The organism is Streptomyces hypolithicus (assembly GCF_052934925.1).
This window is the reverse complement of sequence record NZ_CM128811.1, coordinates 4,793,946-4,820,121: the sequence shown is the minus strand read 5'-3', so window position 1 is coordinate 4,820,121 and position 26,176 is coordinate 4,793,946. Positions and strand designations below refer to the sequence as shown.

Here is a 26,176-nt window from a genome sequence, read left to right as displayed (position 1 = left end):
GTGCCTTACTTCGCGAGCGGGAGGAGGACGTCGGCGTCGAAGCAGGTGCGGTCGCCGGTGTGGCAGGCGGCGCCGGTCTGGTCGACGCCGACCAGCACGGTGTCGCCGTCGCAGTCCAGCGCGACGGATTTCACGTGCTGGACGTGCCCGGAGGTGTCGCCCTTGACCCAGTACTCCTGGCGGCTGCGCGACCAGTACGTGCAGCGGCCGGTGGTGAGGGTCCGGTGAAGTGCCTCGTCGTCCATCCAGCCGAGCATGAGCACCTCACCGGTGTCGTACTGCTGGGCGATGGCCGGGACCAGGCCGTCGGCGCCGCGCTTGAGGCGGGCGGCGACTGCGGGATCGAGGCGGCTGGGGCGGGGCGTGCTGGTCATGTACGTCATTGTGCCGCGTCGGCGGGTGCCCGCAGCGACGCCGTCCGGTCACTGGGCGGTGTTCATCGGACGACGACGGTGCGCGGCGCCGTGGCCCCGGCGGGCCAACGGCCGTACGCTGGCGGGCATGTCGACCCATGCCAAGCGCGAACGCCTGCTCCTCGCCGACCTGCTGGAGGCGGCCGGACCCGACGCCCTGACGCTGTGCGACGGATGGAAGACCCGCGATCTCGCCGCCCACGTGGTGGTGCGCGAGCGTCGGGCGGACGCCGCCGGCGGGATAGTGCTGGCGGCTTTGAAGAGCCGCCTCGAACGGGTGCAGGCGGAGTTCGCCGCCAAGCCGTACGAGGAACTCATCCAGCTCATCCGTACCGGCCCGCCCCGGATGTCGCCGTACGCCCTCAAGCAGCTGGACGAGGCCGCCAACACGGTGGAGTTCTACCTCCACACCGAGGACGTCCGGCGCGCGCAGCCCGACTGGACGCCGCGCGAGCTCGACGCGGTGTTCGCGAACGTGCTGTGGTCGCGCCTGGAGCGGATGTCCCGCGTCCTCGGCCGCAAGTCGCCGGTCGGCATGGTGCTGCGCCGACCGGACGGCCAGACGGCGGTGGCGCACCGGGGGACGCCGGTGGTGACGGTCACCGGGGAGCCGGGTGAGCTATTGCTGTTCGCCTTCGGACGGCAGGATTCGGCGCGGGTCGAGGTCGACGGCGACAAGGACGCGGTGACGCGGCTGGGCGAGGCGCAGCTGGGCATCGCGATGTAGCGGGCTGCGACGCGTGCGGCGGGCGCCTGTTCGCCACTCGCCGGAGGGGCTGGAAGCGGACGCAGCTTTCGCCCCGTCCGGCGACCAGCCCGCCGCAGCCGCCCTCGCGCCCCGCTAGGGGGTGTCTGACAATTCCCCGCGGCGTCGCGGCGTCGCGACGCACGCTCGCAGCGTTGCCGGACAGCCCTAGTAGCTCCGCTACGAGGACTGTCCGGCGCCTTGCGATCGCACGCACCGGACGCCGCTCCTTGACCCACGGGGAATTGTCAGACACCCCCTAGCTTGAGATTTGACCTCGCCGCTCGAACACGACTGCAAGTCGGCTTCACGGAACCAGCATGCGCACCGTTTGTCCCGACTGCTTAGATTTCCGACTGTGCCGCGGAGCCTGCTCGTGCGGCAGGAAGGGCTGGTCGGAGCTGTTCGAATCCGGAGGTTAAATCTCAAGCTAGCGGACCGGGTGGCCCGCTTCGCGGAGGGTGGCCTTGACCTCGCTGATGCGCAGGTCACCGAAGTGGAAGACGGAGGCCGCGAGCACCGCGTCCGCCCCCGCCGCGACGGCCGGCGGAAAGTGCGCCCGGCGCCCCGCGCCGCCGGAAGCGATCACCGGCACGGTGACGTGTGCCCGTACCGCCGCGATCATCTCCGTGTCGTAGCCGTCCTTCGTGCCGTCGGCGTCCATCGAGTTGAGCAGGATCTCCCCCGCCCCCAACTCCGCCGCCCGGTGCGCCCATTCGACGGCGTCCATGCCGACGGACTTGCGCCCACCGTGCGTGGTGACCTCGAAGGACCCCGACGCGGTGCGCCGCGCGTCCACGGACAGCACCAGGACCTGGCGGCCGAACCGCTCCGCGATCTCCCGGATCAGGTCCGGCCGGGCGATGGCGGCGGTGTTGACGCCGACCTTGTCCGCGCCGGCTCGCAGCAGCTTGTCGACGTCCTCGGCGGTGCGTACGCCGCCGCCGACCGTCAGCGGGATGAAGACCTGCTCGGCGGTGCGGCGTACCACGTCGTACGTCGTCTCGCGGTTGCCGGAGGACGCGGTGATGTCGAGGAACGTCAGCTCGTCGGCGCCCTCCGCGTCGTACAGCTTGGCCATCTCGACGGGGTCACCCGCGTCGCGCAGGTTCTGGAAGTTGACGCCCTTGACGACCCGGCCGTTGTCCACGTCCAGGCAGGGGATCACGCGTACCGCGAGGGTCATGTGCCGTCACTCCCCCGGTACGCCTCGATCTCGACCTCGACGACCAAACTCGGGTCCACGAAACCGGACACGATGATCATTGAGGCGGCGGGGCGGACCTCGTCGAAGAGTTCCTTGTGGGCGCGGCCGACGTCGTCGACGTCCCGCGCGTGTGTGATGTACATGCGGGTGCGGACCACGTCGCGCCGGCCGAGGCCGATCTGCTCCAGCGCGGCGAAAGCGACGCCGAAGGAGGTGATCGTCTGGTCGTACGGCGTACCGGCGTCGATGACACCGTCGACGACCGACGTGCAGCCCGAGACGAGGACCAGGCCGTTCGGCAGCTCCACGGCGCGGGAGTAGCCGAACTGCTCCTCCCACGGGGCGCCGGTCGAGACCTTGCGCACGGAACCGGAGGCAGCGTCGGTCATGCTGACACCGCCGCCAGCGCCTCTTCGAGGGTGAACGCCTTGGCGTACAGCGCCTTGCCGACGATCGCGCCCTCCACACCCTCGGGTACGAGCGAGGCGATCGCGCGCAGGTCGTCGAGCGAGGAGACGCCGCCGGAGGCCACTACGGGTTTGTCGGTGGCGGCGCAGACGTTCTTCAGCAGGTCCAGGTTCGGGCCCTGGAGCGTGCCGTCCTTGGCGATGTCGGTGACGACATACCGCGCGCAGCCCTCGGAGTCCAGGCGGGCCAGCGTCTCGTACAGGTCGCCGCCGTCCCGCGTCCAGCCGCGGCCGCGCAGGGTCGTGCCGCGTACGTCCAGGCCGACCGCGATCTTGTCGCCGTACTCCGCGATGACCTTGGCGACCCACTCGGGGGTCTCCAGTGCGGCGGTGCCGAGGTTGACGCGCCGGCAGCCGGTGGCGAGGGCGGCGGTGAGCGAGGCGTCGTCGCGGATGCCGCCGGACAGCTCGACCTTGATGTCCATGGAGCGGGCGACTTCGGCGATCCGCTCCCGGTTGTCGCCGGTGCCGAACGCCGCGTCGAGGTCGACGAGGTGCAGCCACTCGGCGCCGGCCTGCTGCCAGGCGAGGGCGGCCTGGAGCGGGTCGCCGTACGACGTCTCCGAGCCGGACTCGCCGTGGACGAGGCGCACGGCCTGGCCGTCGCGGACGTCGACGGCGGGGAGCAGTTCAAGCTTCTGAGGCATCAGAGGGTTCCGATCCAATTGGTCAGCAGCTGGGCGCCGGCGTCGCCGGACTTCTCGGGGTGGAACTGGGTCGCCCACAGCGCGCCGTTCTCGACGGCCGCCACGAAGGGCTCTCCGTGCGTGGTCCAGGTGACCCTGGGCGCCCGGATCTTGGGATTGGTGACTTCCAGGCTCCAGTCGTGCACGGCGTACGAGTGCACGAAGTAGTAGCGCGCGTCGGCGTCGAGGCCGGCGAACAGCTCACTGTCGGCGGGGGCTTCGACCGTGTTCCAGCCCATGTGCGGGACGATGGGTGCCTGGAGCGGGCCGACCGTGCCGGGCCACTCGTCGAGGCCCTCGGTCTCCACGCCGTGCTCGATGCCCCGCTCGAAGAGGATCTGCATCCCGACGCAGATACCCATGACGGGGCGGCCGCCGGACAGCCTGCGGCCGACGATCCAGTCGCCGCGGGCCTCCCGCAGCCCCTTCATGCAGGCGGAGAAGGCCCCGACGCCGGGGACGAGCAGCCCGTCGGCGTTCATCGCCGTGTCGAAGTCGCGGGTGATCTCCACGTCCGCGCCGACGTGCGCCAGGGCCCGCTCGGCGGACCGGACGTTGCCGAAGCCGTAGTCGAAGACGACGACCTTTTTCGGGTCGCTCATGCCCACAGTCCTTGGATGCGCAGGACGCCCGCGAGCAGGCACATCACGGCGGCGAGGCCGAGCAGCACGATGACGCCCTTGGGGAGCTGCTGCTTGTAGAAGGAGTACACGCCGCCGAGGAGGAAGAGCCCCACGACGATGAGGATGGTGTTGAGGCCTGTCACAGTGCGCCCTTGGTCGACGGGAGGATGCCGGCCGCGCGCGGGTCGTGCTCGCAGGCGTACCGCAGTGCCCGGGCCAGCGCCTTGAACTGGCACTCCACGATGTGGTGCGCGTTGCGCCCGTACGGGACGTGCACGTGCAGCGCGATCTGGGCCTGCGCCACGAAGGACTCCAGGATGTGCCGGGTCATCGTCGTGTCGTACTCGCCGATCATCGGCGCCATCTTCTCCGGCTCCGTGTGCACGAGGTACGGGCGCCCGGAGAGGTCGACGGTGACCTGGGCGAGCGACTCGTCCAGCGGGACCGTGCAGTTGCCGAAGCGGTAGATGCCGACCTTGTCGCCGAGCGCCTGCTTGAAGGCGGCGCCGAGCGCGAGGGCGGTGTCCTCGATCGTGTGGTGCGAGTCGATGTGCAGGTCGCCGTCGGTCTTCACGGTGAGGTCGAACAGACCGTGGCGGCCGAGCTGGTCCAGCATGTGGTCGTAGAAGCCGACACCTGTCGACACGTCGACCTTGCCGGTGCCGTCGAGATTGACCTCGACGACGACCGAGGTCTCCTTGGTGGTCCGCTCGATCCTGCCGACGCGCGCGACGCGAGTCATGAGCTGTGCTCCTTCTTCAGTGCGCGAACCGCATCGAGGAACGCGTCGTTCTCTTCGGGTGTGCCGGCGGTGACCCGCAGCCAGCCGGGTACGCCGTTGTCCCGGACCAGAACGCCCTGGTCAAGGATCTGCTGCCACGCGGTGTGGGAGCCGGCCGCGCCGTCGAACCGGCCGAACTGGACGAAGTTGGCGTCCGAGTCGGTGACCTCGAATCCGATGGCGCGCAGCTCGGTGACCAGGCGGTCCCGCTCGGCCTTGAGCTGCTCCACGTACCCGAGCAGCGTATCGGTGTGTTCGAGGGCGGCGAGCGCGGTGGCCTGGGTGACGGACGACAGGTGGTACGGCAGGCGCACCAGTTGTACGGCGTCGACGACGGCCGGGTCGGCGGCGAGGTAGCCCAGGCGCAGGCCGGCGACGCCGAACGCCTTGGACATGGTGCGGGAGAGCACCATGTTCGGCCGGCCCTCGATCAGCGGCAGCAGGGACGGGTGGTGGCTGAACTCGCCATACGCCTCGTCGACGACGACCAGGGAGGGCTTCGCCGCCTGGGCCGCTTCGTACAGCGCCAGGACGGTGTCCGCCTCGACCGCGGTGCCCGTGGGGTTGTTGGGCGAGGTGATGAAGACGACGTCCGGCCGGTGCTCGGCGATGGTCCGCTCGGCCGCGCGGACGTCGATGGTGAAGTCCTCGTTGCGCGGCCCGGAGACCCAGCCGGTGCCGGTGCCGCGCGAGATGAGGCCGTGCATCGAGTACGACGGCTCGAAGCCGATGGCGGTGCGGCCGGGACCGCCGAAGGTCTGGAGGAGTTGCTGGATGACCTCGTTGGAGCCGTTGGCCGCCCAGACACCGTCACGGGCGACCTCGTGGCCGGCGGTGCGGGTGAGGTAGCGGGCCAGCTCGGTGCGCAGCTCGACGGCGTCCCGGTCGGGGTAGCGGTTCAGCTCGCGGGCGGCGTCGCGGACCCGTTCGGCGATGCGCTCGACGAGCGCCTCGGGCAGCGGGTACGGGTTCTCGTTGGTGTTGAGGCGTACGGGCACGTCCAGCTGGGGGGCCCCGTAAGGGGACTTGCCGCGCAGTTCGTCGCGGATGGGCAGGTCGTCGATGCGCGTCATCGTGTGGGCACCTTCCAACCGAACCGGGCCTTGAGCGCGGCCCCGTGCGCCGGCAGGTCCTCCGCCTCCGCCAGTGTCACCACGTGGTGGGTCACCTCGGCGAGCGCGTCGCGCGTGTAGTCCACGATGTGGATGCCGCGCAGGAAGGACTGGACGGACAGGCCCGACGAGTGGCAGGCGCAGCCGCCGGTCGGCAGGACGTGGTTGGAGCCGGCGCAGTAGTCGCCGAGCGAGACCGGGGCGTACGGGCCGACGAAGACCGCTCCGGCGTTGCGCACCCGCCGGGCGAGGGCAGCCGCGTCGACGGTCTGGATCTCCAGGTGCTCGGCGCCGTACGCGTCGACGACCCTCAGGCCCTCCTCCATGGAGTCGACCAGCACGATGGACGACTGCTTGCCGCCGAGGGCCGGGATGATCCGGTCGTCGCTGTGCTTGGCCGCCGCGACCTGCGGTCCGAGTTCCTTTTCGACGGCGTCGGCGAGCTGCTCGGAGTCGGTGACCAGCACGGCGGCGGCCAGTGGGTCGTGCTCGGCCTGGCTGATCAGGTCGGCTGCGACGTGCGCCGGGTCGGCGCTCTCGTCGGCGAGGACGGCGATCTCGGTCGGGCCGGCCTCGGTGTCGATGCCGATGAGGCCGGTGAAGTAACGCTTGGCCGCGGCGACCCAGATGTTGCCGGGCCCTGTGACCATGTTGACGGGCGCGCACTCGTCGGTGCCGTACGCGAACATGGCGACGGCCGTGGCGCCGCCGGCCGCGTACACCTCGTCGATGCCGAGCAGCGCGCAGGCCGCCAGGATCGTGGGGTGCGGGAGGCCGCCGAATTCCTTCTGCGCGGGGGACGCGAGAGCGATCGACTCGACGCCCGCCTCCTGCGCGGGAACCACGTTCATGATCACGGACGACGGGTAGACGGACAGGCCGCCGGGTGCGTAGAGCCCCACCCGCCCGACCGGGACCCACCGCTCGGTGACGGTGCCGCCGGGCACGACCTCGGTGGTGTGCTCGCTGCGGCGCTGCGCGCGGTGGACGATCCTGGCCCGCCTGATCGACTCCTCGAGCGCGGCCCGGACCTTGGGGTCGAGCCGCTCCAGGGCGGTGCTCAGCGCGTCGGCGGGGACCCGGATGCGCTCCAGCCGTACGCCGTCGAATTTCTCCGCGTACTCGATCATGGCCGCCGTGCCCCGATGGTGCACGTCCTCGCAGATGGGCCGCACCTTTTCCAGGGCGGCCTGTACGTCGAAGTCGGCACGGGGCAGCAGGTCGCGCAGGGCGCCGCCCTCGGGGAGGGCGTCGCCGCGCAGATCGATTCGAGAGATCACGCTGTCAATTCTCGCAGACCGCATCCGGCCACCGGCCGCCCGTATCACTGGCTGATACTTCCACCCGCCGCCCGGCGACCAGGCCACGGCGTGGCGCCGGGCACCGCCTCTCTGGTATCTCAAGCCATTCATCACCACTGGCGTTCAGCCCGTCACACAGAGGGAAGAACGGCCGTACGAATCGGCGAAAGGGGCGGCCTTGACCGAGCCGCAGCAGGACGTCGAAGCGCCCGACTGGCTCAGTGCCGCGGAGCTCGGCATGTGGCAGGCGTTCCGCAATGGCAGTACGTACGACCTCAGCACCCTCGACCCGGTGCTGGACGATCCGCTGTCGGCCTGGCCATGGCCGCCCGAGCGCAGCGTGCGGGCCCGCGTGGTGGCCCTGCTGCTGCTCAGCGGGCCGCCGGCGCTGGCCGGGCGCGTCGCGGCGCTGAAGCTCAGGGGCGTACAGATCACGGGGACGCTGAAGCTCGCGGGCGGCCGGGTGGAGCCGTACGTCGAGCTGAACGGCTGCCGTTTCGAGAAGGAGGTGCTGCTGCCCGAGTGCCATTTCGCGACGCTGCGCATGGTGGGCTGCGTCATCCCGCGCCTGGAGGCGGCCCGCTTGCACACCGAGGGCGACCTGCATCTGCCCCGCTGCGTGGTGCCGGGCGGCATCCGGCTGACCGACGCCCAGATCGGCACGGACCTGCTGATCAACCAGATCGTCGTGCACCCCGACCGCAGGGGCCGCTCGATCGCCGCCGACGGGCTGTTCGTGGCGCAGGATCTCCAGGCCGAAATGGTCGAGCTGCACGGCGAGTTCAGCCTGCGCGGTGCCAAGGTCGGGGTCTCGCTGAGCCTGCGCGGCAGCCGGCTGCGCAGGCCGTACGGCGTGGAGGGGCGGCGGGCCCTGAACGCCCCGCAGCTGACCGTGGAGCGCACGCTGTACATGACGCCCGCCGGCGTCGGCCCGCGCGGCGCGGCCCCGGGCACCACCCCGCCGTACGGCACCGGGAACACTCCGGTGCGCGGCACCCGCGTCCAGCGGTTCCAGAGCGACGGCGGGATACGGCTGGACGACGGGCGGTTCGGCGACGCCGTGGACTTCGAGGGCGCCCGGTTCGTCATGTCGCTCGGCCAGGAACTGTCGCTGCGCCGGGTGCAGACCCCTGAGCTGCGGTTTCTCGGGGAGCGGCCGGAGGAGGGGAAGGTCGTGCTGTCTGGCGCGAAGGTCGGCAACCTGGTCGACAGGGCGGACAGCTGGCCGCTGCCTGGCGGGCTCACCATGAACGGCTTCAGCTACGAGTGCCTGGTGCCTCGCGGCCTGTTCCCGCTCTCCTGGCGGCTGGAGTGGGTGACCGCGGCGACCCCCGAGTACGCGCCGGAGCCGTACGAGCGGCTTTCGGCCGTTCTTCGCAGCAGCGGAGAGGACGCCGACGCCCGCGAGGTGCTGCTCGCCAAGCAGCGCAGACGGCGCGAGACGCTGCCGCTCGCCGGGAAGCTGTGGGGGTTCGTGCAGGACTGGACGGTGGCGTACGGGTACCGGCCGGGCCGGGCGGCGGTGTGGATGACCGTGCTGTGGGCCGCGGGCGCGGTGGCGTTCGCCCAGCTCGATCCCGAGGCGATCAAGCCGGGGGAGCACCCGGACTTCAACCCGTCCCTGTTCGCCCTGGACCTGCTGCTGCCGGTGATCAACCTCGGGCAGGAAGGGCACTGGCGGCTCGGAGTGGGCTGGCAGTGGGCGGCCGCGGGACTGATTCTGCTCGGCTGGATCCTCGCGACGACGGTGGCCGCGGGGGCGTCCCGGCTGCTGCGCCGCGGCTGATCCGACATCAGGAATTCGCCACCTCCCGGTACCCGCCCTCCTGGTTCTTTACCGTCCCTTGACCGCGGGTCGCACAACCTTTCCAGCCGATACGAAAGCTTCACCGGCATCCTCTGGCGCGCCTTCCACCTGCGGTTTTCAATGGTCCGCACCATGCCATTCCTTCGTGCTCTGATCAGCACCGCGCGCATGATCCGGCACACCCCGGATCTGACCGCCGGTCTGCCGTGCGACGACGAGGTCCTGCTCGACGTCGCCGACGACCGACTGGGCCCCGCGCTCGTCGCCGCGGCCCTCGGCGACCACGGGCCCGCCGCGAAGCTCCTCGCGACCACCCGCGAGTACGCCGAATGGGAGAACCGCGACCGGTACACCACCCGCCTGGCCACCTTCGCCAACAACCGTCAGGGCTGGCTCGTCGACTGGCTGGCGGCCGCCCCGCGCGACCCGGACGCGCTGCTCGTGAAGGCCGAGCTGTCGGTCTGCCGGGCCTGGGCGTCACCGGCCCGCGCCGAGCGGCTGCGCGATGTGGGCCCGCTGATCGAGGCGGCGGCCGACGCCGCTCCGCGCGATCCCGTGCCGTGGCGCGTCGCTCTGGACCACGCGCGGGGCACGCATGCCTCGCACACGGCGTTCGAGGAGCTGTGGGCGCGGGCGGTTTCCCGCTCCTCGCACCACTACGGGTGCCATGTCTCGGCGCTCCAGTACCTCTCCGCGCAGTGGTACGGCTCACACCGCGAGTGCTTCGACTTCGCCGAGCAGGCAGCCGAGGACGCCCTGCCCGGATCGCTGGTACAGGCCCTGCCCGTACGCGCGGCCTTCGCGTACCTGCTCAGCGGCGGCGCCACCACGGCCGGGCCCGGCGCGGTGATCGCCTGCGAGCGGATCGACGCGGCGGCCGATCTCGCGATCGCGCTGTCCGCCCAGTACGGGGCGGGCGACCCGTGGACGGCGGAGGTCCGCAATCTGCTGGCGTGCGTCCTGGCCATCCGCGGGCGGTGGGGCGAGGCCCTCGAACAGTTCCGGCTGATCGGGCCGTACGTGACCTCGTTCCCGTGGTCGTATCTGAGCGAGGACCCGCTGGGCCACTTCCTGGAGCTGCGGGACACCGCGAGGATCCAGGTGGCCTCGGCCACGCCGTTGCGGCCTTCGCGCAGGACGGCCCGCCGGGTCAGTCCCGACGGCCATTACGCTTGACCGCTGTGACCACCGCTCGCCTTCCTCTCTTCCCGCTGAACTCGGTTCTGTTCCCGGGCCTCGTGCTGCCGCTGAACATCTTCGAGGAGCGTTACCGCGCCCTGATGCGCGACCTGTCGAAGGGCGCGGACGCCGGCGGCTCCGCCGACCCGACCGACCCCGCCGCATCACCCGACGCCCCCGGCCCCCAGGACGAGCCGCGCCGTTTCGCGGTGGTCGCCATCCGCGACGGCCGGGAGGTCGCCGCGACCGGCCCCGGCATGCCGGACGAGACGGCCGTGGCGGAACGCGGACCGGCGGCGGGCTTCGGCCCCGACCCGATCCAGGCGTTCCACCGGGTGGGCTGCATCGCGGACGCGGCTACGATCCGCGAGCGCGAGGACGGCAGTTTCGAGGTCTTGGCCACCGGAACCACCCGGGTCAAGATCCTCTCGGTCGACGCGAGCGGCCCGTACCTCACGGCAGAGGTGGAGGAACTGCCCGAGGAGCAGGGCGACGACGCGGGCGCGCTGGCGGAGGGCGTACTGCGCGCGTTCCGCAGCTATCAGAAGCGGTTGGCGGGAGCGCAGGAGCGCTCGCTGTCGACGGGAGCGGAGCTGCCGGACGAGCCGTCCGTCGTCTCGTACCTCGTCGCGGCCGCGACGGTGCTGGACGTCCCTGCGAAGCAGCGCCTGCTCCAGGCGCCGGACGTGGCGACCCGCCTGCGCGAGGAGCTGAAGCTGCTGCGTGCCGAGGCGGCCGTGATCCGGCACCTCCCCTCGCTCCCCATGGTCGACCTGACCCGCTCCCCCACCAGCCCCAACTGACCGGAGGCCGCACCGCCGTGGCGAAGAAGCAGCGCCAGTCCGCAGGCACCCCGGCGACCGTCGCCCTGGCCGCGGCGGGGACGACGTACATCCTCCACGCGTACGAGCACGACCCGGCGTCCGGTTCCTACGGCGAGGAGGCCGCACGGGCCCTCGGCGTCACACCGGACCGCGTCTTCAAGACGCTGATCGCCGACGTCGACGGCGCTCTGACGGTGGCGGTGGTCCCGGTGGCGGGCTCGCTCGACCTGAAGGCGCTGGCGACGGCGGTGGGCGCGAAGCGCGCCGCGATGGCCGACCCGGCAGCCGCGGAACGCACCACGGGCTACGTGCGCGGCGGCATCTCACCGCTGGGCCAGCGGAAGAAACTCCGCACGGTCGTGGACGCGTCGGCCTCGGCGCACACCACGGTATGCGTCTCGGCGGGCCGTCGAGGCCTGGAGGTGGAACTCTCCCCCACCGACCTGACCACCCTCACGAACGCCACCACCGCGCCCATCACGCGCAGGCCTACTGCCTGAGACCGACCCCGCCGTCCCACCTGCGAGCCACGCCGGCCCCCAACCGGCCCGGTCCCCGTCCGGCGGGGCCTGTCCTAAGGGCCGGCCCACTTCCTTGCAGCCACTCCAGCTCGTCGTCGGCCACGCCCGTCCGGGCCCCTCCGGCCCCGTCGGGACCACTCCTAACCGCCGACAGCCACGCCCGTCCGGGGCCACACCAGCCAGTCCGGGGCCACACCAGCCAGTCGGGGGCCACTCCGGGCCGACTGGGGCAACTCCGGGCCCGACCCGGCCACATTCCAGTCCGTCCGGCGGCCCCTCCATGTCAACCAGTGGTTGATCCCAGCCCGACCGGCGACCATTCCATGCCGTCAGGCCGCCGTTCAAGCCCGTCCGGCGTTTGAGGACCGGGGTCCGGGGCGGAGCCCCCGCGCGGCGAAGCCGCACCGTGCCGCAGCAAGGAGGGGGCACGCAGGGGAACAGCCCCGCGCGGCGGCACACGGCACCCACGCCCATCCGCACCGGCACCCGCACCCGCACCGCCAGGGTCAGCCGGACGTACCCCAACCCGAACCGGACCCCGGAGCCGGCCCCGGAGCCGCGCCCGGCCCCGGCCCCCAGCCGCCCGCCTCCCACTCCGGCTCGGGATCCCGCGCCCCGAACAACGCAGTAAGCCCCAGATGCACCAGCATCGCCGCCAGCGGCCAGGCCAGCAGCGCCCCCTTCGCGCCGAGCTCGAGCGGCGCGTCGAAGGCGACCCCCTGCCCCACCTCTCGCGCACGCGCAACCACATCGTCCGTCGGCCCGAACCACACGCCGACCCCCCACGCCAGCAGCGAGCCGAGCAGCGCTCCCACTGCCAGCCCCACCACCACGGGTATGCCGCCACGCCGGTTGAGCCAGAACACCACGGCCGCACTGACCGCACCGAACGCAAGGGCCAGCAGGGCGAACGTACTGTCCGCCCCCACCGCCTCCTCGCTCTCGGTGTTCTCCAGGAAGACGGCCTTGTCAGTGGAGATCAGCGGCACCCGCGGCGCCAGCCACATCCACAGCAGCCCCAGCGCCACCCCCAGCACCGTCAGCGCCAGCACCACCACGAAAGCCCGCACGACCTCCGTGGACGCCGACATCCCCCCGTCCGGCCCCCCGTCCGGACCCCCGCCATCGCCCCCGGCGGAACCCTCTCCGGCGTAGGACGTCTGCCAGGACCAGCCGTACGACGGCCGATTCGGCGGCCCGTACGGCGGCTGATAAGGCGGCTGATAAGAGGGTTGATGAGACGGCCGCTCAGGCGGCTGATGGTGAGGCGGCGTCAGAGGAGCAGTCACCCTGCCATCGTGCCAGGCCCCCCGGACCCGCGCCTCACCGGACCGCGTCCGCACGCCGCAGCGGACCGCGTCCGGCTAGCGAACCGCCGCCCGCCGGTACGCCCACGTGGCAACGGCCAGCGAAACGACCCCGGCTCCCGCGCACACCGTCAGGTCGAGCGCCACCGCCGCCCAGTCCGGGTCGGCGTCGAACGTCCTCGCGAAAGCCTCGACCCCGTACGTCGACGGCAGCAGATCCCGGGCGTACGAAACCGGCGCAGGCAGCCGTGCTGCCGGCAGCACGCCCAGCAGCAGCGCCGCGGACATGCCCAGCTGCCCGAACAGCGTCGCCAGTTCCTGCCGCGGCGCGAGCAGCCCCAGCGCCGCCCCGAGCCCGGCGAGCGCGGCCCCCGCGAGCGGGATCACCGCGGCGAGCACCCACAGGTTCATCAGCGGCAGCTGGAAGAGCGTGCATCCGACGACGGCAGTGACGAGCGTCCCCGGCACGGTGAAGGAGGCGTACGCCCCGGCCGTCCCCAGCACCACGGCGGCCGGCGGCACCGGCAGCGTGGCGTAATGGTCGAGCCCGCCCCCGGCCCGCAGCTGCCCGAAGTACTGCGCCAGCAGGTTCAGCGCCACGAAGGCGACCACCAGCACACTCGACCCGGCGACGACGGCCCGCGCCTCACCGCCTCCGTCGACGACCCCCCGCATCAGGACCATGATCCCGACGGACTGGAACGTCGCCACGAAGAGCAGCGGGATGCGCGCCACCCGCGCCCGCGACAGCTGCGCCCGGTAGACGGCCGCGAGCGCGGGCAGCAGCCGGGCGCGCGGCGCGAGCGGCGCGGGCCACGTGTCGCCGGACACGCAGCCGGCCGTCTCCTCCGACGCTCCTGAAGCCCCTGACGACTCTGACGCCCCGATCCGCGTGGCAGCGGTCTGTGCAGGCACCACACTCACGCCTTGACCAGCCCCTTCGTGCTTCCGCCCAGTGCGAGGTAAACGTCTTCGAGGCTGGGGGTGGCGAGCGTGAAGTCGTCGAGCGCGGCGAACGCCTCGCCCCCGGTCACGGCGGCCACCGCGGCGCGCGCCTCGTCGGGCGCGAGCCTCAGCACCCAGCGCCGCCCGGACTCCTGCGCGGAATTCCGCAGCGCCGCGACCTCGGGCACGTGCAGCGGCGCCCGCTCCCGCCACATCAGGTCGAGCCGCACCTCGCCGGCCACGCGCGCCTTGAGGCCGGCCGGGCTGTCGCACGCGATCACCCGGCCGTTCTCCAGCACGGCGACCCGGTCCAGCACGGTCTCGGCCTCGATCACATTGTGGGTGACGAGCAGTACCGTGGCGCCGTTTCGCACCCTCCGCCGGTCCACCGCGGCCCACACCGCGCGCCGCGCGACGGGGTCCATGCCGGTGGTGGGTTCGTCCAGTACGAGCACGGGCCGCTCCCCCACCAGCACGGCGGCGAAGCAGGCGAGCCGCCGCTGCCCGCCGGAAAGCTTCTTCAGCGGCCGCCCGGAGATGCCGGTCAGCCCGAGTTCTTCGAGTACGTCGTCCCGCTCGGCCCGCGCGGCCCGCAGGGTCAGTCCGCGCAGCCGCCCGGTCGTTTCGGCGGCGAGCGAGACGGTCAGTTCGTCGAGCGCGGTCGATTCCTGACCCAGGTAGCCGACGAGTCGCGAGGCGCGCTCGGGATGGCGCACCAGGTCGTGCCCCAGCAGTTCGACGCTGCCCGCATCGGGCCGCATGAGCCCGGTCAGCTGGCGTACGAGAGTGGACTTGCCTGCGCCATTGGGCCCGAGCAGCCCGAAGATCTCGCCGCGGTTCACATCGAGGGAGATCCCGTCTGTGGCCCGAACGGCCGGTGTGGCGGGCGCCCCGCGCCGGCCCCGGGCGGCGGGATACGTCTTGACCAGGTCTCGGACGGCACACACGACTGCCGTGCCGCTTTGCGCCTGCGCTGTGCCCGTACTCACGAGGAACGAGACTACGGGGTTCTCGGCCCCGCCCCGCCCCCGGGGCCGACGGGCCACGGCCTCCAGGGGCCCCGCTACTCCCCCGCCGTCACCTGTTCCGCCGCCGCCCGCACATCGATCTCCCGCCAGAACCCGGCCCGGATCGCGTACCGGTCGTGCTCGTCGATCTGGTCGTCCTTGTGCGCCAGCAGCCCGAACCGGGCGGCGTAGCGCAGCAGCTCGCCGTCGATCCGGTGCGGGATCCGCGGGTACATCGTCGACAGCCGCTGGGTGTGGCCCGGCTCCGGCAGTCGCTCCATCCAGCGCCGGGCGAAGACCTGCCCCACCTCGAAGGGGTCGCCGCCGACCGTGGTGATGTCCTCTTCACGGTCCGCCCACCGCTGCTCGGCGCTGGTCAGCTGCGCCAGCGTCGGCAGCGACGCGGTCTCGGCGGGCTCGCCGAGGGTGCTGCCGCCGGGCCGCTCCGCCCAGCCCCTGTCGGACGACCAGCGCAGGGTCGCCCCGGCGGTCCCGCCCGAATGCGGCGTCGCGGCCTGCGGCGTCGTATGCGCTCCGGGACCCCGCAGGCTCGCGAGGTCCTTGGGTGTCGGTACACCCCGCGCTGCGTGCTGCGGGTGACCGTCACCGGACCCGTTCGCCCCGGCCGCGTGCGCCGGATCCGAGGTGGACGCCGGCTCCGAACGCGCCACCCCGGTCGTCCCCGCCGCCTGCGCCTTTGCCTGGGCGTGTGCTTCGGCCTGCGCGGCCCGCTCCGCCGAAGCGGCGAGGGCCGACTCCGGCAGGGGCGCCGACAGGATCGCGGCGATTTCCGGCCGCGGCACCGGCGGCGGAGCGCAGATCCCGGAGAGGTCCTTCGCCCGTACGGCCTTGGTGATCCACGCCCGGTCCAGGACGCTTCGCTCGTCGGCCTCGGCCACCAGGTCCTCGGACTGGTTGTAGTCGCCGTCGGCGGCCTGCACGGCCCACAGGTGGACCGCTACACCGTGTTCCTTGGCGGACATCAGCCCGGGCAGCAAGTCCCCGTCACCGGTCACCAGCACGATGTCGGAGCAGGCGCGATTTCTGGCCAACTCGGTGAGCTCCGCGTGCATCGCCGCGTCGACCCCCTTCTGCGCCCACCGCCCGTCGCTGCGGGTCAGCGCGCCCAGCCGCACGGTCACCCGGGGCATGACGCGCAGCCGCCGGTGCTCGGGCTGGGGTACGCGGTCGGGGGCACCGTCAAACCAGTAGATACGCAGCAGTGGCTGCTGCGTATCGGCCTCGGCGCGTTCTCGCAGGCCCTGGATGAGGGCCGCATGATCCACGGTGATGCGGGATCGGGCCGGTTCCCCGGCGAGCAGACTCGCGGCGGCGCCGAGCAGATAGCCGGCGTCCACCAGAACGACGCAGCGGTCCACGCGCTCCACCCTCTTTCGGGAACCTCGGGATCGGAAGGTGCTTCGAAGATGCTTCGGGGTCCGGAATGTTTTCAGGCTTGCTTCGAGTCTGCCCGACTGCGTGAGGGTTAACGGCCGGAACTCGATCATCGGCGTGGCGGATGCCGAAGTTGCCGGCGCCCATACCGGCGCAGACTCCAATTACGCACGGTAATGATCCAAAATGCACGCTTTGTCGTTACGCGCAAGACTGGTCGCGGCTCTGGCCCCTAGAACCCCCACAGGAGGCAGCACCATGGCCAAGAACAAGAAACAGTCGCGGGACCAGCAGAAGTCGTCCGCCGCCGAGCGCGGTGCCCAGCAGGCCAAGAGCTCCTCGATGGAGGCTCAGGCCGAGCAGCGCATCTCGCAGGTCACGCCCGGTGACGTCGCCCGCAAGGGCCGGCAGAAGCGCTTCGGCCACAACTGACGCTCATGATCAGCAGGGGCGCGCCCGTCACGACGGGCGCGCCCCTGCTGATGTCCGGCCTTCCGATGTCCGGCCGACCGCGGCTGCGCGAGATACGGGGCTAACCCGCCAGGCACGACGGCCCAAGTAGCACCTTCAGGTCGCCGAAGAGCGCCGCGTCAGGCTGCACCCGGTGCCGGTCGAGCCGCAGCACCGTCGTCTTGCGTGCCCCCTGGAGCCGGATCCGGACCTCGGTGTTGCCCCGGTGGTGCCCCAGGATCTCGCCGAGCTTGGTGACCATCGGCGGGGTGACCTTCACCGTCGGGATGGTGAGGACGACGGGCGCGTTCGTACCCGCCGAGGACACGTCCGGGACCATCAGTTCCATCGCGACGAGGCGGGGCACGTCCTCCCGCTTGTCGAGCCGGCCCTTGACGAAGACCACGGTGTCCTCGACGAGCTGGGTCGAGACCAGCTGATACGTCGCGGGGAAGAACATGCACTCGATGGAGCCGGCCAGGTCCTCCACGGTCGCGATCGCCCAGGCGTTGCCCTGCTTGGTCATCTTGCGCTGGAGGCCGGAGATGATGCCGCCGATGGTGACGATCGCACCGTCGGAGTGCTCGCCGCCGGTGAGCTGCGAGATCGCCGCGTCGGCCTTGTCGCTCAGGACGTGCTCGATGCCGAAGAGCGGATGGTCGGAGACGTAAAGGCCGAGCATTTCGCGCTCCTGGGCGAGCAGGTACGACTTCTCCCACTCGATGTCGGAGAACTCGACGTCGAGCCCGAAGCCCGGCTCGTCGCCGTCGTCCTCGCCCCCGCCGAAGAGGTCGAACTGCCCCTCCGCCTCCTTGCGCTTGACCTGCACCACGTTGTCGATCATGGGTTCGTGGTGTGCGACCAGGCCCTTGCGGGTGTGGCCCATCTCGTCGAAGGCCCCCGCCTTGATCAGGGATTCGACGGTCCGCTTGTTGCAGACGACCGCCTCCACCTTGTCGAGGAAGTCGGGGAAGGAGCTGTACTTCCCCTTCGCCTTGCGGCACCGGATGATCGAGTCCACGACGTTCTGGCCGACGTTGCGGATGGCGGTCAGGCCGAAGAGGATCACGTCGTCGCCCTGCGCGGCGAAGTTCGACTGCGACTCGTTCACATTGGGCGGCAGCACCTTGATGCCCATACGCCGGCATTCGTTGAGGTAGACGGCCGACTTGTCCTTGTCGTCCTTGACGGAGGTGAGCAGCGCCGCCATGTACTCGGCGGGATGGTTCGCCTTGAGGTACGCCGTCCAGTAGGTGACCAGACCGTACGCCGAGGAGTGCGCCTTGTTGAACGCGTATCCGGCGAAGGGCACCAGCACGTCCCACAGGGCCTGGATCGCCGCGTCGGAGAAGTCCTTCTTCTTCGCGCCGGCCTGGAAGAGCACGAAGTTCTTCTGCAGCTCGTCGGGCTTCTTCTTGCCCATGACGCGGCGCAGGATGTCGGCCTCGCCGAGCGAGTAGCCGGCGATGATCTGCGCCGCCTTCTGCACCTGCTCCTGGTACACGATCAGGCCGTGGGTGAGACCGAGAACCTCCTTGAGAGGCTCCTCCAGCTCCGGGTGGATCGGCGTGATCTCCTGCTGGCCGTTCTTGCGCAGCGCGTAGTTGGTGTGCGAGTTCATGCCCATCGGGCCCGGCCGGTACAGGGCCGAGACAGCGGAAATGTCCTCGAAGTTGTCGGGCTTCATCAGCCGCAGCAGGGACCGCATGGGCCCGCCGTCGAACTGGAACACGCCGAGCGTGTCACCGCGGCACAGCAGCTCGTACGTCGCCGGGTCGTCCAGCGGCAGGCTGAGCAGCTCCAGGTCCTTGCCCTTGTTGGACTTCACCATCTTGACGGCGTCGTCCATGATCGTGAGGTTGCGCAGGCCGAGGAAGTCCATCTTCAGCAGACCGAGCGACTCGCAGCTCGGGTAGTCCCACTGTGTGATGGTCACGCCGTCCGAGTGCCGCACCCAGACCGGCACATGGTCGGTGATCGTCTCGCTGGACATGATCACGCCGGCGGCGTGCACGCCCATCTGCCGCACCAGGCCCTCGACGCCCTTCGCGGTGTCGATCACCTTCTGCACGTCCGGCTCGTTCTCGTACATCCCCCGGATCTCGCCCGCCTCGCTGTAGCGCGGGTGCTTGGGGTCGGTGATGCCGTTGAGGTCGATGCCCTTGCCGAGGACGTCGGCGGGCATCGCCTTGGTGAGCCGGTCACCCATCGCGTACGGGTAGCCAAGGACGCGGGCGGAGTCCTTGATCGCGTTCTTGGCCTTGATCTTGCCGTACGTACCGATCATCGCGACCTTGTCGGCGCCGTACTTCTCCGTGACGTACCGGATCACCTCGCCGCGCCTGCGCTCGTCGAAGTCGATGTCGACATCGGGCATGGAGATGCGCTCGGGGTTGAGGAACCGCTCGAAGATCAGTCCGTGTTCGATCGGGTCGAGGTCGGTGATGCCCATGGCGTACGCGACGATCGAACCGGCGGCCGAGCCACGGCCGGGGCCGACCGCGATGCCGTTGTTCTTGGCCCACATGATGAAGTCGGCGACCACGAGGAAGTACCCCGGGAAGCCCATGTCGATGATGATCTTCATCTCGTACTCGACCTGCTGCAGCCGGTCGTCCGGGATACCGCCCGGGTAGCGCCTGGCCATGCCGCGCATGGTCTCCTCGCGGAACCAGGTCACCTCGGTGAAGCCCTCGGGCACCTCGAACTTCGGCATCAGGTTCCGCTCCTGGAACCAGCCCTCGGTGTCGATCTGCTGGGCGACCAGGAGGGTGTTGGCGCAGCCTTCCTGCCAGGCGTCGGAGGAGTCGACGGCGTACATCTCGTCGGTCGACTTCAGGTAGTAGCCGGTGCCGTCGAAGCGGAAGCGGTCCGGGTCGGAGAGGTTCTTGCCGGTCTGGATGCACAGCAGGGCGTCGTGTGCCGTCGCCTCGTTGGCGTAGGTGTAGTGCGAGTCGTTGGTGACCAGTGGCGGAATGTCGAGCTTCCTGCCGATCTCCAGCAGTCCGTCACGGACCCGGCGCTCGATCTCGATGCCGTGGTCCATCAGCTCCAGGAAGTACTTGCCCTCGCCGAAGATGTCCTTGTAGTCGGAGGCGGCCTTGACCGCCTCGTCGAACTGGCCGAGCCGCAGCCGCGTCTGTACCTCGCCGGACGGACACCCGGTGGAGGCGATCAGGCCCTCCGACCACTGGGCGATCGTCTCCTTGTCCATCCTGGGCCACTTCGTCAGCCAGCCTTCGGCGTAAGCGTCCGAAGAGAGCCGGAAGAGGTTGTGCAGACCGGTTTTATTCGCCGCCCAGATAGTTTTGTGCGTGTAGCCGCCGGAGCCCGACACGTCGTCGCGCTTCTGGTGCGGCTGGCCCCACTGGATGCGCCGCTTGTTGCGCCGGGACTCCGGGGCGACGTACGCCTCGATTCCGATGATCGGCGTCACACCGGCCTTCTTCGCCGAATGGAAGAAGTCGTACGCCCCGTGCAGGTTTCCGTGGTCCGTCATCGCGATGTGCGACATGCCCATCTCATTACAGGCCTCGAACATGTCCTTGAGCCGCGCGGCACCGTCCAGCAGCGAGTACTGGGTGTGGACGTGGAGGTGCGTGAAGGGCGGCTTGGTCACGGTGAAGGCCTCCGCGGGACGGTCGGTGACAGGTAGGGGCGACAGCGTGGAAGTCTACTTCGGCGCACTGACAGCGGTGAGGACTCCGCGGCGCGAAGCGCCTCGTGGAGGGGCGGTGGTCGGGTGACGGGTGGGCGGGCACTCACCGGTACGGTCGGGCGTTGGACAGGGCGAAAAGTCCTGTCCATTGTGCCAAGTACGTGAGCCACCAGGAGGCAACCGGCGATGTCGGTCCAGCAGACGGACTCCGCTCAGCGCGGCGAGGAGATCCTCGCCGTATTCGACACCGCGTTCGGGGAGCTTCTCGCCGCCGATCCGGCGGCCTTCCGGGTCAAGTTCCGCAAGATGGCCGCCTCGGCCTTCGCCTTCTACCGGGGCACGGCGTCCCTGTTCTACGCCGACCTGGAGCGTGAGCAGCACGGCGGCGAGTATCTGGACGAGCGCACCGGCCGGGTCTGGATCCACGGCGACCTGCACGCTGAGAACTTCGGCACGTACATGGACTCCCAGGGCCGCCTGATCTTCAACGTCAACGATTTCGACGAGGCGTACGTCGGCCCCTTCACCTGGGACCTCAAGCGCCTCGTCGCGTCGATCGCCCTCATCGGCTACACGAAGGCGCTCAGCGACGAGCAGATCAGCGAGCTGGTGGGCACGTACGCCGGCGCCTACCGCGAGCGCATCCACGCCTTGGCCACCGGTGCCAAGAGCGGCGACTCCGAGCTGCCCCCCTTCACCCTGGACACCGCCGAGGGCTCGCTGCTCGGCGCGCTGCGCGCCGCCCGCTCCCTGACCCGGTTCGGGCTGCTCGACTCGATGACCGAGATCCGCGACTTCGAGCGCCGCTTCTCGCCCGGCGGCGGCTCCGTCGACCTCGATGCCGCCACCCGCTACAAGGTGCTGGCGGCGTTCGACGGCTATCTGGAGACACTGCCCGAGTCCAGCCTGACCCGCCCCGACTCCTACCGGGTCAAGGACGTCGTGGGCCGGCGAGGCATCGGCATCGGCTCCGCCGGCCTGCCGTCGTACAACATCCTGCTCGAAGGCAACAGCGACGCGCTGGAGAACGACGTCGTGATCTACATGAAGCAGGCGCAGACCCCGGCGGTCTCCCGGCACATCACGGACAGCGCCGTCCGTGACTACTTCCAGCACGAGGGTCACCGCACGGTCATCTCCCAGCGCGCCCTGCAGGCCCACGCCGACCCATGGCTGGGCTGGACCGAGCTGGACGGCTCGGGTCAGCTGGTCGCGGAGGTCTCGCCGTACGCCGTGGACCTCGACTGGGGCGACATCGACGACGCCGAGGAGATCGCCGCGGTCGTCGCCGACCTGGGCCGCGCCACCGCCACGATGCACGCGGCGGCGGACGACGAGAGCGGCCACTCGCTGGTGCCGTTCTCCACGGAGCGGGCGATCGACGCGGCCATCGCGGCCGACGAGGACGGCTTCGGCCGCCTGCTGGTGGACTTCGCGCACAGCTACGGGGCGCGGGTGCGGGCCGACCACCAGATCTTCGTCGACCTGTTCCGCAACGGCAGGATCCCCGGGCTCGACAATCGTCCGCTCTAGACCGACCGGTCTTGGACCGACCGGCAATCGGGGGGTGGGAGAAGGAGCGGGGCTGGGGTGCGTACTTCGCAAGGCGGAGGATTGAGCGATGGCGGAGCCATCGGGATTGACGACAACGCCGCGAGGCGCGTGCCCCAGCCCCGCGACGCCGCCCCCCGATTGCCGGTCGGTCTTAGGAAGTCCCTACGGGCCCGCATGGCAAACTCACCCTCTATGGGCATATCCGGGACGCAGCTGAGAGCGGTGCGCGCGGCGCTTTTCACCGCGCTCGTCGTGACGCTCTCCGCTGCCTCCCATGTGCTGCTCTCGCGGGTTCCGCTGCCCCTGACCGTGGTGGCCGGCGCCGCCGCCGTCGTCTTCGCCGTCGCCTACGCACTGGCGGGCCGCGAGCGCGGCTTCGCCGCCATCGCGGGGCTGCTCGTCCCCCTGGAGCTGGCCGCCGACACCGTCTTCACGGCCGGACAGCGTGCCTGCTACGGGCCGACCGGCGGACCGGTGGCGGGGTCGCTGCGCTCGGTCGGCTTCGATGTCCTCTGCGGCGAGGAGGGTTCCGGCGCGGTCGGCGCCGAGCTGATACGGATCACCGGTCCTCAGCAAGGCGCCGCCGGCCTGCTCGATTCAGCCGACCCCGCGCTCCCCTGGCTGCTGCTGGCCGCCCACGTCACGGTCGGCCTGCTGGCCGCGGCCTGGCTGCGGCGCGGCGAGTCGGCGCTCGCCGGACTGGGGCGGGCCCTGGCCGTGTTCACCTTCCGGCCGCTGCTGACCGCGGTCGCCGTGACGGTGGCCGCCCACGGGTGCGTACGGCGCATGGTGCGGCCCGCGCACCGGGTCCGTACCGCCTCCCACGGCCGCCTGTTCGTGCACGGCGTGGGACGGAGGGGGCCGCCGCTCACGGCGAGCGTTTTCGCCTGAGCCCGCGCAGACCGCGCGGACCCCCTTGGGGGCAGACCCCTCACATCCCGTACGGAGAACACGATCATGAGTGCACGCAACAGCCGGCGCAACAAGTCCGACGCCCGCGAACGACTGCGCGTCGAGCGCGAACGCCAGGCCAAGAAGGACAGGACCCGCCGTCAGATGCTCGTCGCGTCCGCGATCGTCGGCGTGCTGGTGATCGCCGGCGGCGTCGGATACGGCGTCACGCAGATGAACAAGCCCTCCCACTGGGAGACCGCCAAGAACGAGACCCAGGTCACCAAGCCCGCGAACTCCGAAGGCAAGAACGGCACCACCGTCGTCATCGGCAAGAAGGACGCGAAGAAGACGCTGGAGCTGTACGAGGACTCGCGCTGCCCGGTCTGTGCGACCTTCGAGCAGGCGAACGGCGAGACGATCAAGAAGGACATCGACTCCGGCAAGTACCGCCTCAGGTACGTCGGTGCCTCCTTCCTCGACGGCACCGACAACGGCGAGGGCTCGAAGAACGCGCTGAGCGCGCTGGGCGCGGCGCTGGACGTCGGCCCGGAGGCGTTCCTGGAGTACAAGGGCGCGCTGTACTCCCAGAAGAACCACCCGCAAGAGCAGGACGACAGGTTCGCCGAGGACGACTACCTGATCAAGGTGGCCGACGAGGTGGACGCCCTCAAGGGCAACAAGGAGTTCCGCAAGCACGTGCAGGACGGCACCTTCGACGCCTGGGCGATGAAGATGTCGGACACCTTCCAGAGCGCCGGTGTGGAGGGCACCCCGGCGCTGAAGGTGGACGGCAAGGCGGTCGAAGGGCCGGACGGCGGTGCGCCCATGACGCCCGAGGAGTTCGGGACCGCCGTCGACAAGGCCCTCAAGGGGTAGCCGGAAAGCGGCACTTCACCGAAGGGCGGGCGAACGTATCGGCGTTCGCCCGCCCTTCGTGCTTACCGATCAGTAGTATGGTCGGCCGTGACCAGTCGATTTCTTTCATCTCCCAGCCGCCGCACGGTCGTCAGGGCCGCTGCCGCCACCGCTGTCGCCGGCCCCGTCGTAGCGGGCTCGTTCGCCGCCTCCGCCACGGCCGCGGATTCCGCCGCCACGCGGGCTCCCGTCTTCCTCCACGGTCTCGCTTCCGGGGACCCGCTGCCCGACGGCGTCCTCCTGTGGACGCGCGTCACGCCCGTGCCCGACGCCGTGCCCGGCTCCGGCGTGGGGCCCGACACCGCCGTGCTCTGGGAAGTCGCGGAGGACAGCGCGTTCACCACGACCGTCGCCCGCGGCGCCACGACCGCGACGGCGGCGGCGGACCACACGGTGAAGGTCGACGTACGGGGACTGCGCCCGGCCACCGCCTACTGGTTCCGCTTCACCGTGGACGGCACGCGCTCCCCCGTCGCCCGCACCCGCACCGCTCCCGCCGCCGACGCCGCCACCCCCGGGGTGCGCTTCGGCGTGGTCTCCTGTGCCAACTGGGAGTCCGGCTACTTCTCGGCGTACCGGCATCTGGCCGCCCGCGCCGACCTCGACGCGGTCCTCCACCTCGGCGACTACCTCTACGAGTACGCGGCGGGAACCTACCCCGCGCCCGAAGACGCCGTACGCCGGCACGAGCCCGTCCACGAGATCGTCAGCCTCGCCGACTACCGGACCCGGCACGGCAATTACAAGACCGACGCCGACCTTCAGGCCCTGCACGCCGCGCACCCCGTCATAGCCATCTGGGACGACCACGAGTTCGCCAACGACGCCTGGTCGGGCGGCGCGGAGAACCACACCCCGGGCACGGAGGGCGACTGGGCGGCGCGCGTGACCGCCGCGAAGCAGGCGTACTTCGAGTGGATGCCGGTCCGCGCCTCCACGGAGGGCACCGTCTACCGGCGCCTGCGCTTCGGCAAGCTGGCGGATCTGCACCTGCTCGATCTGCGGTCGTTCCGCTCCGAGCAGGCCAAGGCCGGCAACGGCTCGGTGGACGACCCGGAGCGTACGGTCACCGGCCGCGCCCAGCTGGACTGGCTCAAGTCCGGACTCGCCTCCTCCGACGCCGCCTGGAAGCTGGTCGGTACGTCGGTGATGATCTCGCCGGTCGCTTTCGGGGCCCTGCCGGCACATCTGCTGAAGCCGCTAGCCGAGCTGCTCGGGCTCCCCAAGGAGGGCCTGGCCCCCAACGTCGACCAGTGGGACGGCTACACCGACGACCGCAAGGAGCTGATCAGCCACCTCACGGACCGGGCGATCAGGAACACGGTCTTCCTCACCGGCGACATCCACATGGCGTGGGCGAACGACGTACCCGTCAGGGCGGCGACGTATCCGCTCTCGCGGTCGGCCGCGACCGAGTTCGTGGTCACCTCGGTCTCCTCGGACAACCTCGACGACATCCTGCGGGTCGCCCCGCAGACCGTCTCCCTGGCCGCCGCCGCGGCGATCAAGGCCGCCAACCGCCATGTGAAGTGGGTGGACATGGACTCGCACGGGTACGGCGTCCTCGACGTCACAGGCGAGCGCTCGCAGATGGACTACTACGTCATCTCCGCCAAGGAGCAGCGGGACGCGACGGCCAGCTGGTCGCGCTCGTACCGGACGCTGAGCGGCACGCAGAAGGTCGAGCGGGTGAACCGGCCGGTCCGCTGACCGCCACCCCCTGACCGACCGGCCGGCTGACGGTGTGGTGGCGGCCCAGTGCCCACACTGGGCCGCCACCACACATCCTCCCGGAACCAGCTAAAGCGTCGCCAGGAAACCGGTCGCGACCTTCCACGTCTGCTCGGCGGCCGCCGCGTCGAAGTCCGGCAGGTCCGGGTCTGTGAAGATGTGCCCGGCCCCGGGGTAGCGGTAGATCTCCACATCGGTGCCGGCCCGCTGCATCTGCAGATACCAGGCGTTCAGCCAGTCGTCCGGCTCGAACGGGTCGGGGTCCGCGACATGCAGTTGTACGGGCAGATCGGGCGCCGACGCGTCCTCGGCGAGGTCCGAGGTACCGTGCAGAAGCAGCAGCCCGCGGGCCTTCTCGTCCCCGAGGGCCAGCGTCTGCGCGACGGAGCCGCCGAAGGAGAAACCGGCGTACACCAGACCGCTCTCGGAATGCGGGGCCGCCGCCAGCACGGCGCGGCGCAGCAGCTCGTCCCGGCCGAAGCCGTCCTTGATCGCCATGCCCTCCTCGGTGCTCTCGGCGGTTTGCCCCTCGAAGAGGTCGGGCACGTGCACCTGGTGCCCGGCAGCCCGCAGCCGGTCGGCCGCGGTGTGCACCGCCGGGCGCAGCCCGTGGACGGAGTGGAAAAGAATGATGTCCATTCCGTCATCCTGCCA

Annotated in this window: 25 protein-coding genes; 10 read left to right on the top strand and 15 right to left on the bottom strand. The window is 70.8% G+C overall.

Annotated features, from left to right (window positions below):
• Positions 1 to 5: 5 nt before the first annotated feature.
• A complete protein-coding gene (hisI, locus tag ACU6WZ_RS22725) occupies positions 6 to 374 on the bottom strand; it encodes a phosphoribosyl-AMP cyclohydrolase (RefSeq protein ID WP_447030019.1) in 369 nt (122 codons plus the stop codon).
• A gap of 127 nt (positions 375 to 501) precedes the next feature.
• On the opposite strand from hisI, the gene ACU6WZ_RS22720 reads away from it, so the two are divergent.
• Complete coding sequence (locus ACU6WZ_RS22720) at positions 502 to 1,140, top strand: TIGR03085 family metal-binding protein (RefSeq protein WP_447030018.1); 639 nt, start codon at positions 502 to 504, stop codon at positions 1,138 to 1,140.
• A gap of 448 nt (positions 1,141 to 1,588) precedes the next feature.
• Here ACU6WZ_RS22720 and hisF read toward each other — a convergent pair whose 3' ends face one another.
• The 8 genes from hisF to hisD are packed head-to-tail and all read right to left on the bottom strand — an operon-like array spanning position 1,589 to position 7,314.
• Positions 1,589 to 2,344: an imidazole glycerol phosphate synthase subunit HisF gene (gene hisF / locus ACU6WZ_RS22715; protein WP_447030017.1), complete on the bottom strand. Its 756-nt coding sequence runs from the start codon at positions 2,342 to 2,344 to the stop codon at positions 1,589 to 1,591.
• Entirely contained in the window at positions 2,341 to 2,754 is a 414-nt protein-coding gene (locus ACU6WZ_RS22710) for a RidA family protein (protein WP_447030016.1), read from the bottom strand. The genes hisF and ACU6WZ_RS22710 overlap by 4 nt, the downstream gene beginning before the upstream one ends.
• On the bottom strand, positions 2,751 to 3,479 hold the full coding sequence (gene priA, locus ACU6WZ_RS22705; protein ID WP_447030015.1) for a bifunctional 1-(5-phosphoribosyl)-5-((5-phosphoribosylamino)methylideneamino)imidazole-4-carboxamide isomerase/phosphoribosylanthranilate isomerase PriA: 729 nt from the start codon (positions 3,477 to 3,479) through the stop codon (positions 2,751 to 2,753). Before priA ends, ACU6WZ_RS22710 begins: the two co-directional genes overlap by 4 nt.
• Positions 3,479 to 4,120, bottom strand: a complete 642-nt coding sequence (gene hisH, locus ACU6WZ_RS22700; RefSeq protein WP_447030014.1) for an imidazole glycerol phosphate synthase subunit HisH — start codon at positions 4,118 to 4,120, stop codon at positions 3,479 to 3,481. Before hisH ends, priA begins: the two co-directional genes overlap by 1 nt.
• Entirely contained in the window at positions 4,117 to 4,284 is a 168-nt protein-coding gene (locus ACU6WZ_RS22695; protein ID WP_447030013.1) for a CG2302 family histidine operon protein, read from the bottom strand. The genes hisH and ACU6WZ_RS22695 overlap by 4 nt, the downstream gene beginning before the upstream one ends.
• Positions 4,281 to 4,883, bottom strand: a complete 603-nt coding sequence (gene hisB / locus ACU6WZ_RS22690) for an imidazoleglycerol-phosphate dehydratase HisB (RefSeq protein WP_447030012.1) — start codon at positions 4,881 to 4,883, stop codon at positions 4,281 to 4,283. Before hisB ends, ACU6WZ_RS22695 begins: the two co-directional genes overlap by 4 nt.
• Complete coding sequence (locus ACU6WZ_RS22685) at positions 4,880 to 5,995, bottom strand: histidinol-phosphate transaminase (protein ID WP_447030011.1); 1,116 nt, start codon at positions 5,993 to 5,995, stop codon at positions 4,880 to 4,882. Before ACU6WZ_RS22685 ends, hisB begins: the two co-directional genes overlap by 4 nt.
• Positions 5,992 to 7,314 (bottom strand): histidinol dehydrogenase, encoded by a 1,323-nt coding sequence (hisD, locus tag ACU6WZ_RS22680; RefSeq protein ID WP_447030010.1) that lies wholly within the window; start codon positions 7,312 to 7,314, stop codon positions 5,992 to 5,994. Before hisD ends, ACU6WZ_RS22685 begins: the two co-directional genes overlap by 4 nt.
• 199 nt (positions 7,315 to 7,513) lie before the next feature.
• Here hisD and ACU6WZ_RS22675 point away from each other — a divergent pair, with 199 nt between their 5' ends.
• The 4 genes from ACU6WZ_RS22675 to ybaK all read left to right on the top strand — a co-directional run bounded on the left by ACU6WZ_RS22675 (position 7,514) and on the right by ybaK (position 11,645).
• Positions 7,514 to 9,121 carry an oxidoreductase gene (locus ACU6WZ_RS22675; protein WP_447030009.1) on the top strand — a complete coding sequence of 536 codons (1,608 nt, stop codon included), beginning with the start codon at positions 7,514 to 7,516 and terminating at the stop codon, positions 9,119 to 9,121.
• A gap of 141 nt (positions 9,122 to 9,262) precedes the next feature.
• Positions 9,263 to 10,318, top strand: a complete 1,056-nt coding sequence (locus ACU6WZ_RS22670) for a hypothetical protein (protein WP_447030007.1) — start codon at positions 9,263 to 9,265, stop codon at positions 10,316 to 10,318.
• A gap of 5 nt (positions 10,319 to 10,323) precedes the next feature.
• Entirely contained in the window at positions 10,324 to 11,124 is an 801-nt protein-coding gene (locus ACU6WZ_RS22665) for an LON peptidase substrate-binding domain-containing protein (protein WP_447030005.1), read from the top strand.
• A 17-nt stretch (positions 11,125 to 11,141) separates the two neighbouring features.
• The gene (gene ybaK / locus ACU6WZ_RS22660) at positions 11,142 to 11,645 is read left to right on the top strand and encodes a Cys-tRNA(Pro) deacylase (RefSeq protein WP_447030003.1); all 504 of its coding nucleotides are present in this window, start codon (positions 11,142 to 11,144) and stop codon (positions 11,643 to 11,645) included.
• Between the two features lie 527 nt (positions 11,646 to 12,172).
• Here ybaK and ACU6WZ_RS22655 read toward each other — a convergent pair.
• The 4 genes from ACU6WZ_RS22655 to ACU6WZ_RS22640 all read right to left on the bottom strand — a co-directional run bounded on the left by ACU6WZ_RS22655 (position 12,173) and on the right by ACU6WZ_RS22640 (position 16,304).
• Positions 12,173 to 12,757, bottom strand: a complete 585-nt coding sequence (locus tag ACU6WZ_RS22655; protein ID WP_447030001.1) for an ABC transporter permease — start codon at positions 12,755 to 12,757, stop codon at positions 12,173 to 12,175.
• A 273-nt stretch (positions 12,758 to 13,030) separates the two neighbouring features.
• The gene (locus ACU6WZ_RS22650; RefSeq protein WP_447030000.1) at positions 13,031 to 13,804 is read right to left on the bottom strand and encodes an ABC transporter permease; all 774 of its coding nucleotides are present in this window, start codon (positions 13,802 to 13,804) and stop codon (positions 13,031 to 13,033) included.
• 89 nt (positions 13,805 to 13,893) lie between these two features.
• Positions 13,894 to 14,865 (bottom strand): ABC transporter ATP-binding protein, encoded by a 972-nt coding sequence (locus tag ACU6WZ_RS22645; RefSeq protein ID WP_447034189.1) that lies wholly within the window; start codon positions 14,863 to 14,865, stop codon positions 13,894 to 13,896.
• Between the two features lie 116 nt (positions 14,866 to 14,981).
• The gene (locus tag ACU6WZ_RS22640; RefSeq protein ID WP_447029999.1) at positions 14,982 to 16,304 is read right to left on the bottom strand and encodes an NYN domain-containing protein; all 1,323 of its coding nucleotides are present in this window, start codon (positions 16,302 to 16,304) and stop codon (positions 14,982 to 14,984) included.
• Between the two features lie 274 nt (positions 16,305 to 16,578).
• Between ACU6WZ_RS22640 and ACU6WZ_RS22635 the strand changes: the two genes are divergently transcribed.
• Complete coding sequence (locus ACU6WZ_RS22635) at positions 16,579 to 16,752, top strand: hypothetical protein (protein WP_447029998.1); 174 nt, start codon at positions 16,579 to 16,581, stop codon at positions 16,750 to 16,752.
• A 100-nt stretch (positions 16,753 to 16,852) separates the two neighbouring features.
• Here ACU6WZ_RS22635 and dnaE read toward each other — a convergent pair whose 3' ends face one another.
• Positions 16,853 to 20,389, bottom strand: coding sequence for a DNA polymerase III subunit alpha (gene dnaE / locus ACU6WZ_RS22630; protein ID WP_447029997.1), 3,537 nt, complete (start codon positions 20,387 to 20,389; stop codon positions 16,853 to 16,855).
• 225 nt (positions 20,390 to 20,614) lie between these two features.
• Between dnaE and ACU6WZ_RS22625 the strand changes: the two genes are divergently transcribed.
• The 4 genes from ACU6WZ_RS22625 to ACU6WZ_RS22610 all read left to right on the top strand — a co-directional run bounded on the left by ACU6WZ_RS22625 (position 20,615) and on the right by ACU6WZ_RS22610 (position 25,501).
• Positions 20,615 to 21,961, top strand: coding sequence for a DUF2252 domain-containing protein (locus tag ACU6WZ_RS22625; protein ID WP_447029996.1), 1,347 nt, complete (start codon positions 20,615 to 20,617; stop codon positions 21,959 to 21,961).
• Between the two features lie 213 nt (positions 21,962 to 22,174).
• Positions 22,175 to 22,873: a hypothetical protein gene (locus ACU6WZ_RS22620; RefSeq protein WP_447029995.1), complete on the top strand. Its 699-nt coding sequence runs from the start codon at positions 22,175 to 22,177 to the stop codon at positions 22,871 to 22,873.
• Positions 22,874 to 22,939: 66 nt separating this feature from the next.
• Complete coding sequence (locus ACU6WZ_RS22615; RefSeq protein ID WP_447029993.1) at positions 22,940 to 23,752, top strand: DsbA family protein; 813 nt, start codon at positions 22,940 to 22,942, stop codon at positions 23,750 to 23,752.
• A gap of 87 nt (positions 23,753 to 23,839) precedes the next feature.
• A complete protein-coding gene (locus ACU6WZ_RS22610; RefSeq protein WP_447029992.1) occupies positions 23,840 to 25,501 on the top strand; it encodes an alkaline phosphatase D family protein in 1,662 nt (553 codons plus the stop codon).
• 90 nt (positions 25,502 to 25,591) lie between these two features.
• Here the strand turns inward: ACU6WZ_RS22610 and ACU6WZ_RS22605 are convergent, their stop codons facing one another.
• Positions 25,592 to 26,161, bottom strand: coding sequence for a dienelactone hydrolase family protein (locus tag ACU6WZ_RS22605; RefSeq protein ID WP_447029991.1), 570 nt, complete (start codon positions 26,159 to 26,161; stop codon positions 25,592 to 25,594).
• Between the last annotated feature and the right edge of the window lie 15 nt (positions 26,162 to 26,176).